This window comes from Arthrobacter sp. B0316-1-20 (assembly GCF_059091865.1).
This window is the reverse complement of sequence record NZ_JBNHHC010000072.1, coordinates 1-12,793: the sequence shown is the minus strand read 5'-3', so window position 1 is coordinate 12,793 and position 12,793 is coordinate 1. Positions and strand designations below refer to the sequence as shown.

The following is a 12,793-nucleotide window of genomic DNA, read 5'->3' as shown; positions in this document are numbered from 1 at the left end:
AACGGAATCCTGGAACAGGACCGGGCAGCGCGGGCCGCACCGGCCGCCATGACCAGTACGTCCCAGAGGCGCCCCTGCTCGTCCTGCCAGGAGCTGTTCCCGGCATTCCAGGCCACAGCCTCAGCCCAGGCCGCAGACGTCATCGCAGCCTCCCGGCTGAAACCGATCGCCCGGGCGGGGCTGGTGATGTCGATCAGGACGCCGTCCGCGCGCCGTGACCGGTCTTACGGGCACGCACCCGCACGGTGGCGTTGCGCCAGTCGATGTCCTCCAGCCGCAACTGCACGACTTCACTGGCTCGCAGCCCCAGCCGCGCTATGCATAAGATGATCGCCCGGTCCCGCAGCCCACGAGGTGAGGCCGAGTCCAGTGAGGAGATCAGCTGCTCGAAGCCTCCCGGATCCAGATGCCGAACAAGACCGCTCCGGCGATGCGGCACCATCGGGACCGCGTCCTCCAACCGGTCTCCATGCAGCCCCTTCGCGCGGAGGAAACGGAAGAATGACCGCACTGACGTCGCCGCCAATTCCACCGTCCTCGGCTGGTAGGGGCGTGTCAGGCCACCGATGAACTCGATCACCTCGCGCGCGTGGACGTCCCCGAAATCCACCGAACCGTCGGCGGACACGGTCTCCAGGAACCCGTGCACATACCTGATGTAGTTGCGGCGCGTCCCCGAACACACACCGCGGGTGCGGTGCAGGTGCTCGTCGAAGGTCGTGAGCACTTCCTCCAGCATCAATCGGTCACTCATTAGGATGCTCCTTGTCTTCCGAAACGATCGGATACAAGAAGCATCGTGATTATGTGCAGCAACGGCGACGGTCAGCGGGCATCATGCCCAGCCAGTGAAGGCCCGACCACGCGTTCACCCGACCAAACTGCACATAACCGCGAACTGAGCCGAATGGGTGATGTCCCCGACGAACTTGATCCCCGGGTGGTCGGCGGTGAAGTCGCGGCGCACCAGATCTGGGATCGTCGCGGCGGCCTCCGCGTCGGCCTCGGTGGTGGTGCGGAAGGGCCGGGGCTGGCACGGCACCAGGTTCTCGGCGCGCATGATCCGGCGTACCAGTTCCGGGGAGCATTCGGTGCCTTCGGCGGCCAGGTCGGCGTGGATTCGCCGGTAGCCGTAGGTTCCGTCCGAGGCGGCAAAGAAGTGCTTTACCCGCTCCGTGAGTTCGGCCCGGCGGGCGGCGGTGGCCGAGAGGGGACGGGACCGCCAGTGGTAGAACCCGGACCGGGACACCTCGAGCCAGCAGCACATCTCGACCGGACACTGGCTGGTCTGCGCACTTATCTCCACGTGTAGCGCGCGATCAGAGCTCATCGCGGACCACTTGTTGGGAGGCCTGTGAGTTCCGAGGCTGACCTGCGCGGCGTCGTAACGTCCACGTAGGGAGTTCCTGCATCTACTGCAGCTCCCGTGGGTTTAAAGTCGATAACAACCTACGTTGTGACATCTGGACTACGAACGGTACGGGGCGGAGACAGGCGTCACCGCGCGATGCGCGAGTAGTGCTCCTGTACTACGAGCTCGCCGTCGCGTGCGTAGTCGCGCCGGAACGTATAAATCTCCAAGGGTCCAGACCTGCCAGTCTTACGCTTCACATCGAGCAAGACCTGGGTGACGGTGATGATGTCGCCCGCCACGATCTGCCCAAACCAACGAACCGTCGTCTCACCCGCGACGATCTTCCGCACGGCGAGTGGGTCGTCTATTGGGAGCCCCCCGTCGCTGAGCTCAGCTCGCGTATGGATCCGCCCCATCGTCAGGCCCAGCGCCGTGAAGAAATACGGCGGTGCGACGAGGTCGGTGAAACCGGCTCGTTGCGCCGCTAGCACGTCATGATGCTTGGGGGAGGAGATCCCGGCGGCCGCGGCGAACCGCATGATCGCCTCCCGCGTTACGGCGATCGTCGCCACTTGAGGGGGGAACGGCATTGTTCCGACGTCGTCACTCATCGATCCTCCAAACCAGCAGCTGCAGCCCGTCTCGGTGCTCGCGTTCGCCGCGCATTCGCATTCCGACGCGGAGGGTGGGAGCTGCGTTCGTCTGGGCGAGCCGTCCCAGCAGACGGACTTGATCTGTCGTGTCCAGCTCGACGATGACGACCGTGTACGGCACGAGAGAGGAGAACTCCGGAGACGGCGCCCGATGGGTAGTGGTCCACGAGTAGAGCTCTCCGATCGGCTCGACAGGTTCAGGCTCGAAGATGTCCTCGCCGCACGTCGAGCACGACGGGCGCGGCGGCCACTGCAGCGAGCCGCAGGCGATGCAGCGCGGCACGAGCAGGTCAGAACGGGTGTCGCCCTGCAGATATGGCACCATCTCGGGTGCGATCAGTTGCGCGCGGTTCAGCATCTCTTCGGTGTTCATCGCATGCTCCTTCCGCCGAGCAGCGCCATGGAACCGTCTCCCCAGTCGCCCCAGCCGGTCACGGCCGCAATCCTAGCGTCGTCGACCTGGCGTCCCGTGGCTTCGCCGCGTAGCTGACGAACGGCTTCGGCGACATGCGAAAGTCCGAGTAGGTGGCCCTCGGAGAGCAGACCACCGTGTGTGTTGGTGGGGAGTGAGCCCCCGAGCCGTAGTGCCCCGGAGGCAACGAAGCTGTCGACCTCGCCCCGTGGGCAGAAGCCGGCCTCTTCCAACTGATGCAGCACCTCGAAGGTAAAGCAGTCGTAGATCATCGCGGTGTCGACGTCGTGTGGCCCGAGGCTCGCCTGCTCGTACACGGCCGGCGCGGCGGTCGTCAGACCGATCCGGAACCAGTCTTCGCGATTGGTGAGGTCGTCTGCGCTCTCCGGCCGGGCGGCGCTGAACGCCAGAAGCGGGATGTCGCGTGCGCCCACGTCAAGGACGTCCCGATCTCGGCACGTCATCACCACGGCCACGGCACCGTCTGTCTCCAGGCAGCAGTCGAAAAGCCGGTACGGTTCGGTGAACATAGGCGAGGCATCGTAGTCCTCACGCGTCATCGTGCGTCCGAACATCATGGCGGCCGGATTGAGCTGGGCATGGGCCCGCATCGTCAGAGCGACCTCGGCGAGTGCATCGGGACTCGTGTCGTACTCGGCCATGTGGCGCTGCGCGATCATCGCGTACCACTGTGCTGGTGACGACCATCCGTAGGGGCGCTCGAGAAATTCACGGAACTGCTGACCCGGGAGTGCGGCGACGCGACGACCGATCCTGTTGGCCGAGCGTCCGTTGCGCGCGAACACGACGAGGGTGACGTTGGCGAGTCCTGATCGCAGGATCGTCTCGGCGGTGCCCACCGAATTGAGACCGCCGTTCCCGCCGGGTGGAGGAAGGAGGTCGGCTACGTCGTCGTCCAGCCCCAGTCCGGCGATGACATCCTCGGTGAACAGCGAGCCACCCACGGGGACGACAGCCCCGACATCGCCGGGCGCCAGTTGAGCATCGGCGAGTGCGCTCAGCGCCGCTTCTCGTGCGAGTGCTCCGACGGATCTTCCGCTGGCGCGGGAGAACTCGGTCGCACCGATTCCCGCGACGAATACGGGTGCAGTGCTCATGTAAGAACCCTCCGTCACTTGTCGTCGTTGTTTAGTCTCACGCGAGCGGTGCCGGCGGTCGTCACCGTGCCGTCTTCCTTTGTGAGGGAGAGGTCGAGAACGACCTCGAGGCCGGAACCTGACGGATTAGGTTCAGCTCCGGCGAACACCAGAGAGGCCTGCAGCCGATCATGCGGGTAGGCCGAGCTTTGATGACGCACCGTGCTCGTCGCGAGGTCTGCTCCGTTCTGGGCGGCCCATTCGGCGGCGAGTTGCGTCAGCCAGGTGGCCTGCAACGGTCCATGCACGGGAACCGTCTTCAACCCCTCTGACTGCGCGAATTCCTCGTCGTAGTGGATCCGGTGCGGGAGCGAGCACGCGGCGCTGAACAGGAACAGGTCGATCTCATCGGCCGTATGGTCGCGGGTTGCGACTACGGTGCCGGGAGTCAGTGCGGCGAGGGCGGAGCGGCTCATGTCGCCGCCTTCAGGAGCCACGGTAGGCCGAGATGATCTGCACGTTGGTGTACTCCAGAACGCCATCAAGCCCGTTCTCTCTGCCGACACCGGACTTCTTGTGCCCGCTCAGGGGGAAATCCGGCGTGAGTCGTTGTGTCTCGTTGATCCATACGATGCCCGAGTCGATCCGCTGAGCGATGTCGCTCGCGACCTTGAGGTCGGCAGACCAGACGGATCCGCCCAGGCCGTACGGAGACGCGTTCACACGGTCGACGACCTCGTCCACGTCGGAGAACTTGAGGAACGGGACAATGGGACCGAATGACTCCTCCGCAACGACCTCGGAGTCGTCAGGCGGATTGTCGACGATCGACGGGGCGATGTAGAAGCCTTTCCCCTCGGGAATCTCGCCGCGTAGGAGGAACGAATGGCCCTCCGCCGAGACGCGGTCGATAAGGGCACAGACACGGTCGTATTGGTCGCGGTTCGCCACCGGACCGAGGTCGATGTCGGGGTCGAGGCCGTTTCCGGTGCGCAACTGCCGTGCATACTCCACCACGCGGGCGGCGAAGGTCTCGTAGATGCGTTCGTGGATGTACACGCGCTTGGCAGCGAGGCAGTACTGCGCGTTGTTGGTGAAGCACATCCAGAAGACCTTTTGGGCGGTGCTTTCGATGTCGACGTCAGGCATGACGATCGCGGCGTCGTTGCCGCCGAGTTCCAGCGTGACGCTCGCGAGGGACTCAGCTGCGGAGCGCATGACGGCACTGCCGGTGTTCGTCGAGCCCGTGAAGACGATGCGGTCGATGCGCGGGTCGCTCGTCAGCTGCGGCCCGAGGTCGTGATCGCCGGCGACGACGTTGAGGACACCGCGCGGTAATACCGGCTGGATGAGCTCGGCGATCCGAAGGTTGGTGACCGGCGTATACGGAGACGGCTTCAGCACCACCGTGTTGCCGGTGAGAAGCGCCGGGGCGACCTTCCACATCGCGAGGGTCACGGGGAAGTTCCAGGGCGATAGCGCGGCGACGACACCGAGCGGGACACGGCGTGCGCGGACGACGCGATCGTCGTCCTCCTCGACAACTACATCCCAGGGGACTTCGAATTCGGCCATCTCCTTGAACCACAGGCAGGCACGACCGATCTCTGAACTCGCCTCGCTGAGACGCTTGCCTTGCTCGGAGGTGAGGAGCATCGCGAGCTCCTCCTGATGGTCCTGGATCAGGGTGGAGATCTTCCGTAGTGCGGACCGGCGTTGCTCGACCGGGGTGTCGCGCCACCCCGGGAATGCGGTGCGGGCTGCCTCGATGGCTGCCGATAGCTGTTCGGGTGATCCGCTCGCGGAGTGCGCGAACACGCTCTCGTCAGCGGGATTGAGGATCTCCATCGGCGGGCGGTCGCCGTCGACCAGCTCTCCGTCGATGAGCAGCTTCGGTGCCAGCGGCGCGTCGGTGAAATTCACCATCATGTCTGTTCCTTTGATTCGTTGCCCCAAGGGTCACCGCGGGGCCATGCGAATGGCGCCATCGAGGCGAATGGTCTCGCCGTTCAGCATGGCGTTCTCGATAATGTGCATGACGAGGGCGGCGTACTCATCGGGGCGGCCCAGCCGCGACGGATGGGGTACCTGGTCGCCGAGCCTTGCGCGATACTCCTCCGTCAGATCGTTCATGAGCATCGGCGTCTCGAAGATTCCGGGCGCGATGGTCGCCACACGGATTTGGGAACGCGCGAATTCGCGCGCGAGGGGAAGCGTCAGGCCGGCGACGCCGGCCTTCGAGGCCGCATACGCCGCCTGGCCGATCTGGCCGTCGAATGCCGCGACAGATGCCGTGTTAATGATGACGCCACGCTCTTCGCCGATCGGATCGGCCTCGAGCATAGCCGGCACGGTGAGACGGATCGCGTTGAATGTGCCAATGAGATTGATGCGCACGACGCGTGTGAAGTCGTCCAAGGGGGCGGGCACGCCCTTGCGCAAAACCAGCCCCGGGGTGCCGACCCCCGCACAGTTCACGAGGATGCGCACGGGGCCGCGCTCAGCGGCGTGCTTCACGGCCTCGCTCACCGATCCCTCGTCTGTGACGTCGCCCCGGACGAAGTCCACGCGCCTGCCGAGCTCGTCGACGACGCGATGACCTGCCTCGTCCGACATATCGAGGATCGTGACGTGAGCTCCTGCTTGATGAAGTTGGCGAGTCGTGTTCAGTCCGAGGCCAGACGCGCCCCCGGTCACGATCGCGCTAGATCCTGCAATGTCAATCATCGGAGCCTCTCTGCCTACGCTGCTGTATACAGTCATGCTTGACTGTATATGTCAGACGATAGCCGCAGAGTCTGGGGTGGTCAAGGGGCCGGGGAAGGAGGGCGCGCCGCCCGGTGTAATGCCCAGGAGGCAACGCGCTATGTGCTTCCACTCGTCGACGGCGGGTTCCGTGGCCGGTGGTGCGCCGGTCAACGCGTAGGTCAGGGCTGTGCCGCGCATGCTCGTCAGCAGCAGATTCGCCAGCGCCTGGTAGTTCGGAAGCGCGGACAGCTGCGGGCCAAAGAATGAGCGGACAGTGTCCTGGATCACCTGTCCGAGTGCGCGTTCGCGGGGTAGCAGAACGGCGCGCAGCTGCTCGTCGTGGCGAGCGGCGATCCACAGTTCGGTGGAGGCCCAGAAGTAACTCTGCTGGTGCGTCTCCCACATCGCATCGATAGCAGCGTCAGTTCGATCGTTGTTGCAGGAGGCCCATGCGCGTGGCGGCGAGTTGCTGAACCGCAGCGACGAGCAGCTCGTCCCGAGAGCGGAAGTGGTGGAGGAGCCTCCCGCGGCTCACCCCGGCCGCCTCCTGGATGCGGGTGGTTGTCGCCCCCGCATATCCATCGGTGGTGAGGACGGTGATCGCGGCATTAAGGATCTGCGTCCTGGTCTGCATGCTTCGTTCCTGGACGGCGCGCTGGCGCGGCAGGGGCTGGTCCGCGTCTGCCATTGAAGTGCCTCCTTCTGATCAGTGTCGAGTAAGCATTACGGCGATCGATGTGCGGCGCAGGGGGTCGTTGCGCTCCCTGCCAGATTCTCATACCGTAAACAAAAACAGTCAGACCTGCCTGTTTGGATAATGGCACCACCTCAACGAAGGAGCTGACGTGTCGTCACCTGAGCATCGTCCTCAAACCGCCCCTGGGCCCCTCGCCGGGCTGCGCGTGCTCGACCTGGTGGATGGCCCGCTAGAGCTCGCGTCTCGTCTTCTTGCCGACCTCGGCGCCGACGTGGTCACGCCGGACGCCGCAAGCGTCGACTCCACGCGTCGTAGGAACAAGCGGATCGCAAGGGACGATTACATCATGGATCTTGCGTCGACGGCGGACGTCATCATCATCGACTGTGAGACTGAAGGCAGACACAACCTCGACGAGCGACGGTTGCGACAGGATTCCCCGGGACTGCTCTGGGTCACTGTGAGTGAATTTGGCAAACGCGGAGATCGATCGGCTTGGGCGGCCTCACCTGGCGTGCACATGGCTCTTTCGGGTGCTCTTGCGCGTTCAGGTTTGCCGGAACGGGGTACGCCTCTGATGCCTCCAACCTTCATCGTCGATATCACCGCCGCGGTCCACTGTGTCTGGACCATCATGCTGGGTATCGTGGCCGCCGCACGAAGTGGGCGCGGGCAGCGCATCGATTTCTCGGTTGCCGATGCGATGATCCACGCGCTCGATCCTGCGTTCGGGATCAAGGGCAGCGTGCTCGGCGCTCAGAATCTGAGCGCCACGATCGGCCGCCCTGATGCGGCAGGGCTCTACCCGGTCTTCGCGGCCGAAAACGGGTGGGTACGCCTGTGCATGCTGAGCCCGCGCCAATGGAAGGGCATGTTCAGATGGCTGGGCGAGCCCGCCGAGTTCGCCGACGAGCGCTTTGATCGAGGTGAGGAGCGGCTCGCGGCTGCCCCGACACTCTACCCGTTGATCGCGGCGCACCTCGCAGGGATGTCGCAAGCCGACGCCATCCGGGAGGGGCAGGCGCGGGGCATTCCGATCGCGGGCGTCAAATCTTTCCGGAGTGCCATTGCCTCGGCCGCGATGCACGAGTCAGGTGCGATCGTTGATGTCGAGCAACCGGACGGCACGGTGCGACCCGAGGTGCAGAGTCTGTTCGTCATAGACGGGCGTCGGGTACCTACCGACCGAGCGACTCCCGGGAACACCTGGCGTTCAGGAGGGAGGTTTTTCGACCATCTCTCGCCGTGGGACAACGCGGAGATGCCCCTCGAAGGGATCCGCGTGCTGGATCTGGGAGTCATCGTGGCAGGCGCAGAGGCGTCACGTCTCTTGGCGGACTACGGGGCTGATGTCATCAAGGTCGAGAGCCGGGAGCACCTCGATGGATCGCGGCTCGCGACGCTCGCGACGGGGATGTCAGAGAGCTTCGCTCGGGGCCACCGCAACAAGCGCAGTTTTGGCGTGGATCTGCGGCAGGCTGAAGGGAAGGAAGTCTTCCGTCGACTGGTTGCACGATCGGACGTGGTGCTGAGCAATTTCAAGCCCGGCACCCTCGAGTCTTTAGGAATCGATTTCGCCTCTCTCTCACGCGTGAATCCCTCGATCGTCACGGTTGAAGCGAGTGCATTCGGCGAATCCAAGGCATTCCAAGGCTACTTTGGATACGGTCCGCTGGTTCGCGCGATGTCCGGCCTGACACACCAGTGGAGATATCCCGACGCCGCCGACAGCTTCGGTGATGGGCTCACCGTATTCCCCGACCACCTTGCGGGTAGGATCAGCGCGATCCTCGCAGTGGCCATGGTGCTGCGTGAGCGAGTTCTCGGCATTGGCGGAGATGCCAAGGCCGCACAGATCGACATCATTCTGAACGCAGCCGCGCAGGTGAAGGATATGGGGGACACGCGCGTTCCCCGGGACGCCCCGCAGGGAGTTTTTGCCGCTCAAGGGAAGCCCGCAGAAGATCAATGGATCTATCTAGAGGTTGATGGGGACGATTCGTTCCATGCGCTGTGTCGTGTGATGGGGCGGCCAGATCTGCTCGAGGACGCGCGCTTCGTAACGCCCTCGGATCGAATAGCGCACACGGAGGAACTGGAACAGGAAATCTGCGCGTGGGCCTCCGGCGTCGCACCGGAGACCGCGGCGACGCAGCTGCAGCAGGCCGGCGTACGAGCGTCGCCTGTCGTCCACGAGGTCACCCTGCCGGGTGACGGGGACCTCGCTGACCGATCTGCGTTCGCGATGCTGATGCAGCCCCAGTATCCGCAGGGACTGCGAGTCCACGCGGTGGAGGCAGGCTTCTCGTCGTTGCCGAAACCGCTCATGCGGCCCGCGCCGCTGCTCGCTGAGCACACGCGGCAAATCGCCGGCGGGCTCCTGGGTCTGGATGCACGCAAGGTGGCGCGGCTCGTCGAAGATGGAACCCTGTTCGTCCATGATCCTGCACCATCGGTGCGGGCGAAGGCATTGGAGGCCCGCCATTGACATAGCGATCGCTAAGTAGCACACTCGGTGGTGACTTCGATCTCACGTAGACCAGTAGCCCAGAGTCGTATCCACCTCCGGTTCCGACGGGGAGGCCGCGGTGAAAAGAGGTCGCGAATGCGATCGCGCTCCTGGCCGGTGACGAGTTCGGCTACATCACGTCGGGACAAGCACGTAAACAAATACAGCAGCAGCAGCCCGCGCCGATCGTGCGGCTGCCGGAATCAAGGAGATTGATAGATATGGTTGAGATCCACGGCACCTGCGACCCGAAGTTCGAGGCCGTTAAGGAAGCATTCCAGTCCAACTTCGACAAGGGGCTGGAGATTGGCGCCTCTGTGGCGGTCGCAGTGGAGGGCGAGATCCTCGTTGACCTCTGGGGGGGTACTGCTGACGAATCCACGGGTCGCCCGTGGGAAAAAGATACGATCACCAACGTCTGGTCGACCACCAAGACGATGTCCTTGCTGGCTGCCCTTCTGCTTGTGGATCGCGGCGAGTTGGAGCTCAACGCACCTGTGGCGCGTTACTGGCCCGAGTTCGCCGCTGCGGGCAAGGAAGGCGTTCTCGTCCGTCACGTCCTGAGCCACACCTCCGGCCTCTCAGGGTGGGATGAGCCGCTCGCGCCGGAGGACTTCGGTGATTTTGAAAAGCTGACCTCGCTCCTTGCGGCACAGGCTCCGTGGTGGACCCCCGGCGATGGCTCCGGGTACCACGGTTACTCGCACGGCCCACTGATCGGCGAACTCGTGCGTCGGATCACAGGGCAGACGCTCCCGGACTTCTTCCGCACCGAACTGGCCGAGCCACTCGGCGCCGATTTCCAGATCGTCCCCGCTGAGAAGGACTTTGACCGGATCAGCCCCGTCGTGGGACCGCCACCCATCGCCACGCACGACTTCAGCGACCCGACGACCATCACGTCGCGCAGTCTGACGAACCCTCCCATCTCTAGCGGAGAAGTGGCAAACACCGATTGGTGGCGACACGCCGAGATCGGAGCTGCCGGGGGGCACGGCAACGCTCGTTCGGTGGCGATGGTGCAGCGCGTGCTCTCGAACGGCGGGGAGGTCGGCGGACGCCGCTTCCTGTCTCGCGAGACCTGCGAAGCCGTATTCGAGGTGCAGGCAGACGGCATCGACAGGGTGACCGGCGCCGACATTACGTGGGGCCTGGGATTCGCGCTGCGGTCGAAGGGCCTTCCGCTGCCGGTCAACGAGCGGACCTACTACTGGGGCGGCTGGGGCGGTTCGTTCGTGACGAACGACCTCGGATCCGGCATGACCGTCGCCTACGTGATGAACAACATGCAGAACACCATCGTCGGCGACGAACGAGGGGTCGCCCTCTACGAGGCCGCCGCCCGTTCGCTCGCCACCGTTGCGTAAGGGTGTGGACGTGACGGGAAGAGAAGCCTGATGCGTGCCCTCCGCTTCGCGGGGCTCGGCGAGGAGCCTCAGGTCATGCACGCTGAAATGCCAACTCCTGGGCAAGGCGAAATCCTGCTGCGCGTGAAGGCAGCCGGGGTCTGCCACTCAGACGAGTGGGTGATGAATCAGACGCCGGAGGCATGGGCGTCTACCGGTGCTTCCCTGCCAATGACTCTCGGGCATGAAGCCGCGGGTGAAGTCGTCGCCGTGGGGGCGGGCGTAGAACGCGTGACCATCGGCGACGACGTCGCGGTGTACGGACCATGGGGCTGTGGCCGCTGCCGGAACTGCAGTTCGGGAGCCGAGAACTACTGCCGACAAGCCGGCGGGCCCACACCCCCCGGCATCAAGACGGACGGGGCGATGGCGGAGTACCTCCTGGTGCCCGCGGAACGCTACCTCGTGCCCCTGGGTGGCCTCGACCCGGTCGAGGCTGTGGCGCTCACGGATGCCGGTCTGACGTCATATCACGCGGTGATGGAATGCCGTCCGCAGCTCCGACCGGGCGCGCGCGCCCTCGTACTGGGAGTAGGTGGGTTGGGTCACCTGGCGATTCAGGTGTTGTTGGCGGTGGCCCCCGGCGTGACCGTGATCGCCGTGGATGTGCGGGAGGACAAGCTCGAGCTGGCCAGGGACGTTGGCGCGCACCATGCCTTCCTAGCCGACTCCGATGCCGAGCGGCGCATCCGCGAACTCACAGACGGTGAGGGAGTTGACGTAGTTCTCGACATGGTGCGGGTGCAGGCGACGGTCGACCTCGGGCGGAGCGTGGTCGCACGTGCAGGGGTTATCTCGTTGGTGGGTGCCGGCCCCGGTGTCCTCCGTGTCGCTGTCGGCGAGCTGCCGATGGGTGTTTCTGTGCTGAGGCCATTCTGGGGAACACTCCCGGAGCTGTGGGAGGTCCTTGCGCTTGCCGCGAGTGGTCGAATCCGCACGGAGATCGAGACTCACACGCTTGACGAGGGCCCCAACGTGTATAGGCGCCTGAGATCGGGCGCGATTCGCGGCCGCGCCGTGCTCATTCCCTGATTCATGATGTGATTCTCGAAAGCCGGGGCAATTCGTATCGATCGCAGCGCAGCGGCGAAAAGATTCGCTGCGTGGCGCTTCATGTCACTACTGCCACGAAATCCCGGTCGTGCCTCATGCGGCTTCCCCGGCGTCCCGGCCAGCTGGCGGTGGCGGATCTTGAGGCCGGCGGGGCTCGGCAGTTATCAGACGCAGTCGACCTCGCCTTCAATCTCCAAGATCTGGGTCTCCTCAGGGGCCAGGGTGATAAGCCGCTGTTGGAGTGAGTCGATGCTCGGCGATGTCCGCCGAGGCCAGGGCGTCCCTGCAGGCGGCCAGTTCTGCCATTAGGCCACGGCTGGAGGTCCCGGCGGAGAGCAGCAGATTAGATAGGCTGCGGCTTTTCCCGGCCATAGTCGCGGCTTCAGCGGGTCACGTACACGACTGTGTACTGGATTTCGCGTTTACGTTCTTCGAGTTCTGGCCGTCGGCCCGTGAGTTTTCCTTTGTGACCTCGAAGCGCGTAACCAGCGACTCTGCTCGCGTGGCAGTGGCCTCCCCACGCGGATCTCAACTCTAGGAGCCTGCGGGACACCTGCCACACGTGCCGACCTGACTATATAGAGAAGCGCGTGAATTACGTCACCGTCTTGACCTAGCGCTAGATAAGTCCTACTGTCACTTATGAATCCATCTGCTGGGACGGCGTCGCCGTCCTTACCTGGTAATGCTCATCTGCTATCCGATCGAGAGAAGATCCTCGTGTCACACCCACAAACTTCGGCCTTCACCTCCCGCCACGACGCTGTCGTCGTCGGCCTAGGAGTCACCGGCATCTATCAAGCGAAGAAGCTCATAGATTTAGGCCTCGACGTCAAAATCATCGAGGCAGGCTCCGGCGTCGGC

12 protein-coding genes and 1 pseudogene are annotated in these 12,793 nt (G+C 64.4%); 3 read left to right on the top strand and 10 right to left on the bottom strand.

From position 1 onward, the window contains the following. Positions 1-193: 193 nt before the first annotated feature. From AC5RW2_RS37840 to AC5RW2_RS37795, 10 genes and pseudogenes are all read right to left on the bottom strand, one after another. Positions 194-754 carry a tyrosine-type recombinase/integrase gene (locus tag AC5RW2_RS37840; protein ID WP_494032644.1) on the bottom strand — a complete coding sequence of 187 codons (561 nt, stop codon included), beginning with the start codon at positions 752-754 and terminating at the stop codon, positions 194-196. Positions 755-907: 153 nt separating this feature from the next. Beyond that, positions 908-1,273, bottom strand: a pseudogene (locus AC5RW2_RS37835) (IS3 family transposase); the annotation flags it as partial. A 224-nt stretch (positions 1,274-1,497) separates the two neighbouring features. Further along, positions 1,498-1,965 carry an FAS1-like dehydratase domain-containing protein gene (locus AC5RW2_RS37830; RefSeq protein WP_494032645.1) on the bottom strand — a complete coding sequence of 156 codons (468 nt, stop codon included), beginning with the start codon at positions 1,963-1,965 and terminating at the stop codon, positions 1,498-1,500. Beyond that, positions 1,958-2,380, bottom strand: coding sequence for a Zn-ribbon domain-containing OB-fold protein (locus AC5RW2_RS37825; protein ID WP_494032646.1), 423 nt, complete (start codon positions 2,378-2,380; stop codon positions 1,958-1,960). Before AC5RW2_RS37825 ends, AC5RW2_RS37830 begins: the two co-directional genes overlap by 8 nt. Beyond that, positions 2,377-3,537, bottom strand: coding sequence for a thiolase C-terminal domain-containing protein (locus AC5RW2_RS37820; protein WP_494032647.1), 1,161 nt, complete (start codon positions 3,535-3,537; stop codon positions 2,377-2,379). The genes AC5RW2_RS37825 and AC5RW2_RS37820 overlap by 4 nt, the downstream gene beginning before the upstream one ends. A gap of 14 nt (positions 3,538-3,551) precedes the next feature. Then, positions 3,552-3,992 carry a MaoC family dehydratase gene (locus AC5RW2_RS37815; protein WP_494032648.1) on the bottom strand — a complete coding sequence of 147 codons (441 nt, stop codon included), beginning with the start codon at positions 3,990-3,992 and terminating at the stop codon, positions 3,552-3,554. A gap of 10 nt (positions 3,993-4,002) precedes the next feature. Beyond that, positions 4,003-5,445: an aldehyde dehydrogenase family protein gene (locus tag AC5RW2_RS37810; RefSeq protein WP_494032649.1), complete on the bottom strand. Its 1,443-nt coding sequence runs from the start codon at positions 5,443-5,445 to the stop codon at positions 4,003-4,005. A 30-nt stretch (positions 5,446-5,475) separates the two neighbouring features. Then, on the bottom strand, positions 5,476-6,240 hold the full coding sequence (locus AC5RW2_RS37805; protein ID WP_494032664.1) for an SDR family NAD(P)-dependent oxidoreductase: 765 nt from the start codon (positions 6,238-6,240) through the stop codon (positions 5,476-5,478). 54 nt (positions 6,241-6,294) lie between these two features. After that, the gene (locus AC5RW2_RS37800) at positions 6,295-6,669 is read right to left on the bottom strand and encodes a hypothetical protein (protein WP_494075148.1); all 375 of its coding nucleotides are present in this window, start codon (positions 6,667-6,669) and stop codon (positions 6,295-6,297) included. 16 nt (positions 6,670-6,685) lie between these two features. Continuing rightward, positions 6,686-6,952 (bottom strand): TetR/AcrR family transcriptional regulator, encoded by a 267-nt coding sequence (locus AC5RW2_RS37795; RefSeq protein ID WP_494075147.1) that lies wholly within the window; start codon positions 6,950-6,952, stop codon positions 6,686-6,688. Between the two features lie 157 nt (positions 6,953-7,109). Between AC5RW2_RS37795 and AC5RW2_RS37790 the strand changes: the two genes are divergently transcribed. The 3 genes from AC5RW2_RS37790 to AC5RW2_RS37780 all read left to right on the top strand — a co-directional run bounded on the left by AC5RW2_RS37790 (position 7,110) and on the right by AC5RW2_RS37780 (position 11,908). Beyond that, positions 7,110-9,449 carry a CaiB/BaiF CoA-transferase family protein gene (locus AC5RW2_RS37790; RefSeq protein ID WP_494032651.1) on the top strand — a complete coding sequence of 780 codons (2,340 nt, stop codon included), beginning with the start codon at positions 7,110-7,112 and terminating at the stop codon, positions 9,447-9,449. A gap of 242 nt (positions 9,450-9,691) precedes the next feature. Next, entirely contained in the window at positions 9,692-10,837 is a 1,146-nt protein-coding gene (locus AC5RW2_RS37785; protein ID WP_494032652.1) for a serine hydrolase domain-containing protein, read from the top strand. Between the two features lie 75 nt (positions 10,838-10,912). Continuing rightward, complete coding sequence (locus AC5RW2_RS37780; protein ID WP_494075146.1) at positions 10,913-11,908, top strand: NAD(P)-dependent alcohol dehydrogenase; 996 nt, start codon at positions 10,913-10,915, stop codon at positions 11,906-11,908. The last annotated feature ends 885 nt before the right edge of the window (positions 11,909-12,793 follow it).

What these genes read in the sequence shown, in the direction of transcription:
- AC5RW2_RS37830 (WP_494032645.1), bottom strand. Translation starts at nt 1,965, where the DNA reads ATGAGTGACGACGTCGGAACAATGCCGTTCCCCCCTCAAGTGGCGACG.
- AC5RW2_RS37820 (WP_494032647.1), bottom strand. Translation starts at nt 3,537, where the DNA reads ATGAGCACTGCACCCGTATTCGTCGCGGGAATCGGTGCGACCGAGTTC.
- AC5RW2_RS37795 (WP_494075147.1), bottom strand. Translation starts at nt 6,952, where the DNA reads ATGGCAGACGCGGACCAGCCCCTGCCGCGCCAGCGCGCCGTCCAGGAA.
- AC5RW2_RS37810 (WP_494032649.1), bottom strand. Translation starts at nt 5,445, where the DNA reads ATGATGGTGAATTTCACCGACGCGCCGCTGGCACCGAAGCTGCTCATC.
- AC5RW2_RS37815 (WP_494032648.1), bottom strand. Translation starts at nt 3,992, where the DNA reads ATGAGCCGCTCCGCCCTCGCCGCACTGACTCCCGGCACCGTAGTCGCA.
- AC5RW2_RS37800 (WP_494075148.1), bottom strand. Translation starts at nt 6,669, where the DNA reads ATGTGGGAGACGCACCAGCAGAGTTACTTCTGGGCCTCCACCGAACTG.
- AC5RW2_RS37785 (WP_494032652.1), top strand. Translation starts at nt 9,692, where the DNA reads ATGGTTGAGATCCACGGCACCTGCGACCCGAAGTTCGAGGCCGTTAAG.
- AC5RW2_RS37780 (WP_494075146.1), top strand. Translation starts at nt 10,913, where the DNA reads ATGCACGCTGAAATGCCAACTCCTGGGCAAGGCGAAATCCTGCTGCGC.
- AC5RW2_RS37840 (WP_494032644.1), bottom strand. Translation starts at nt 754, where the DNA reads ATGAGTGACCGATTGATGCTGGAGGAAGTGCTCACGACCTTCGACGAG.
- AC5RW2_RS37825 (WP_494032646.1), bottom strand. Translation starts at nt 2,380, where the DNA reads ATGAACACCGAAGAGATGCTGAACCGCGCGCAACTGATCGCACCCGAG.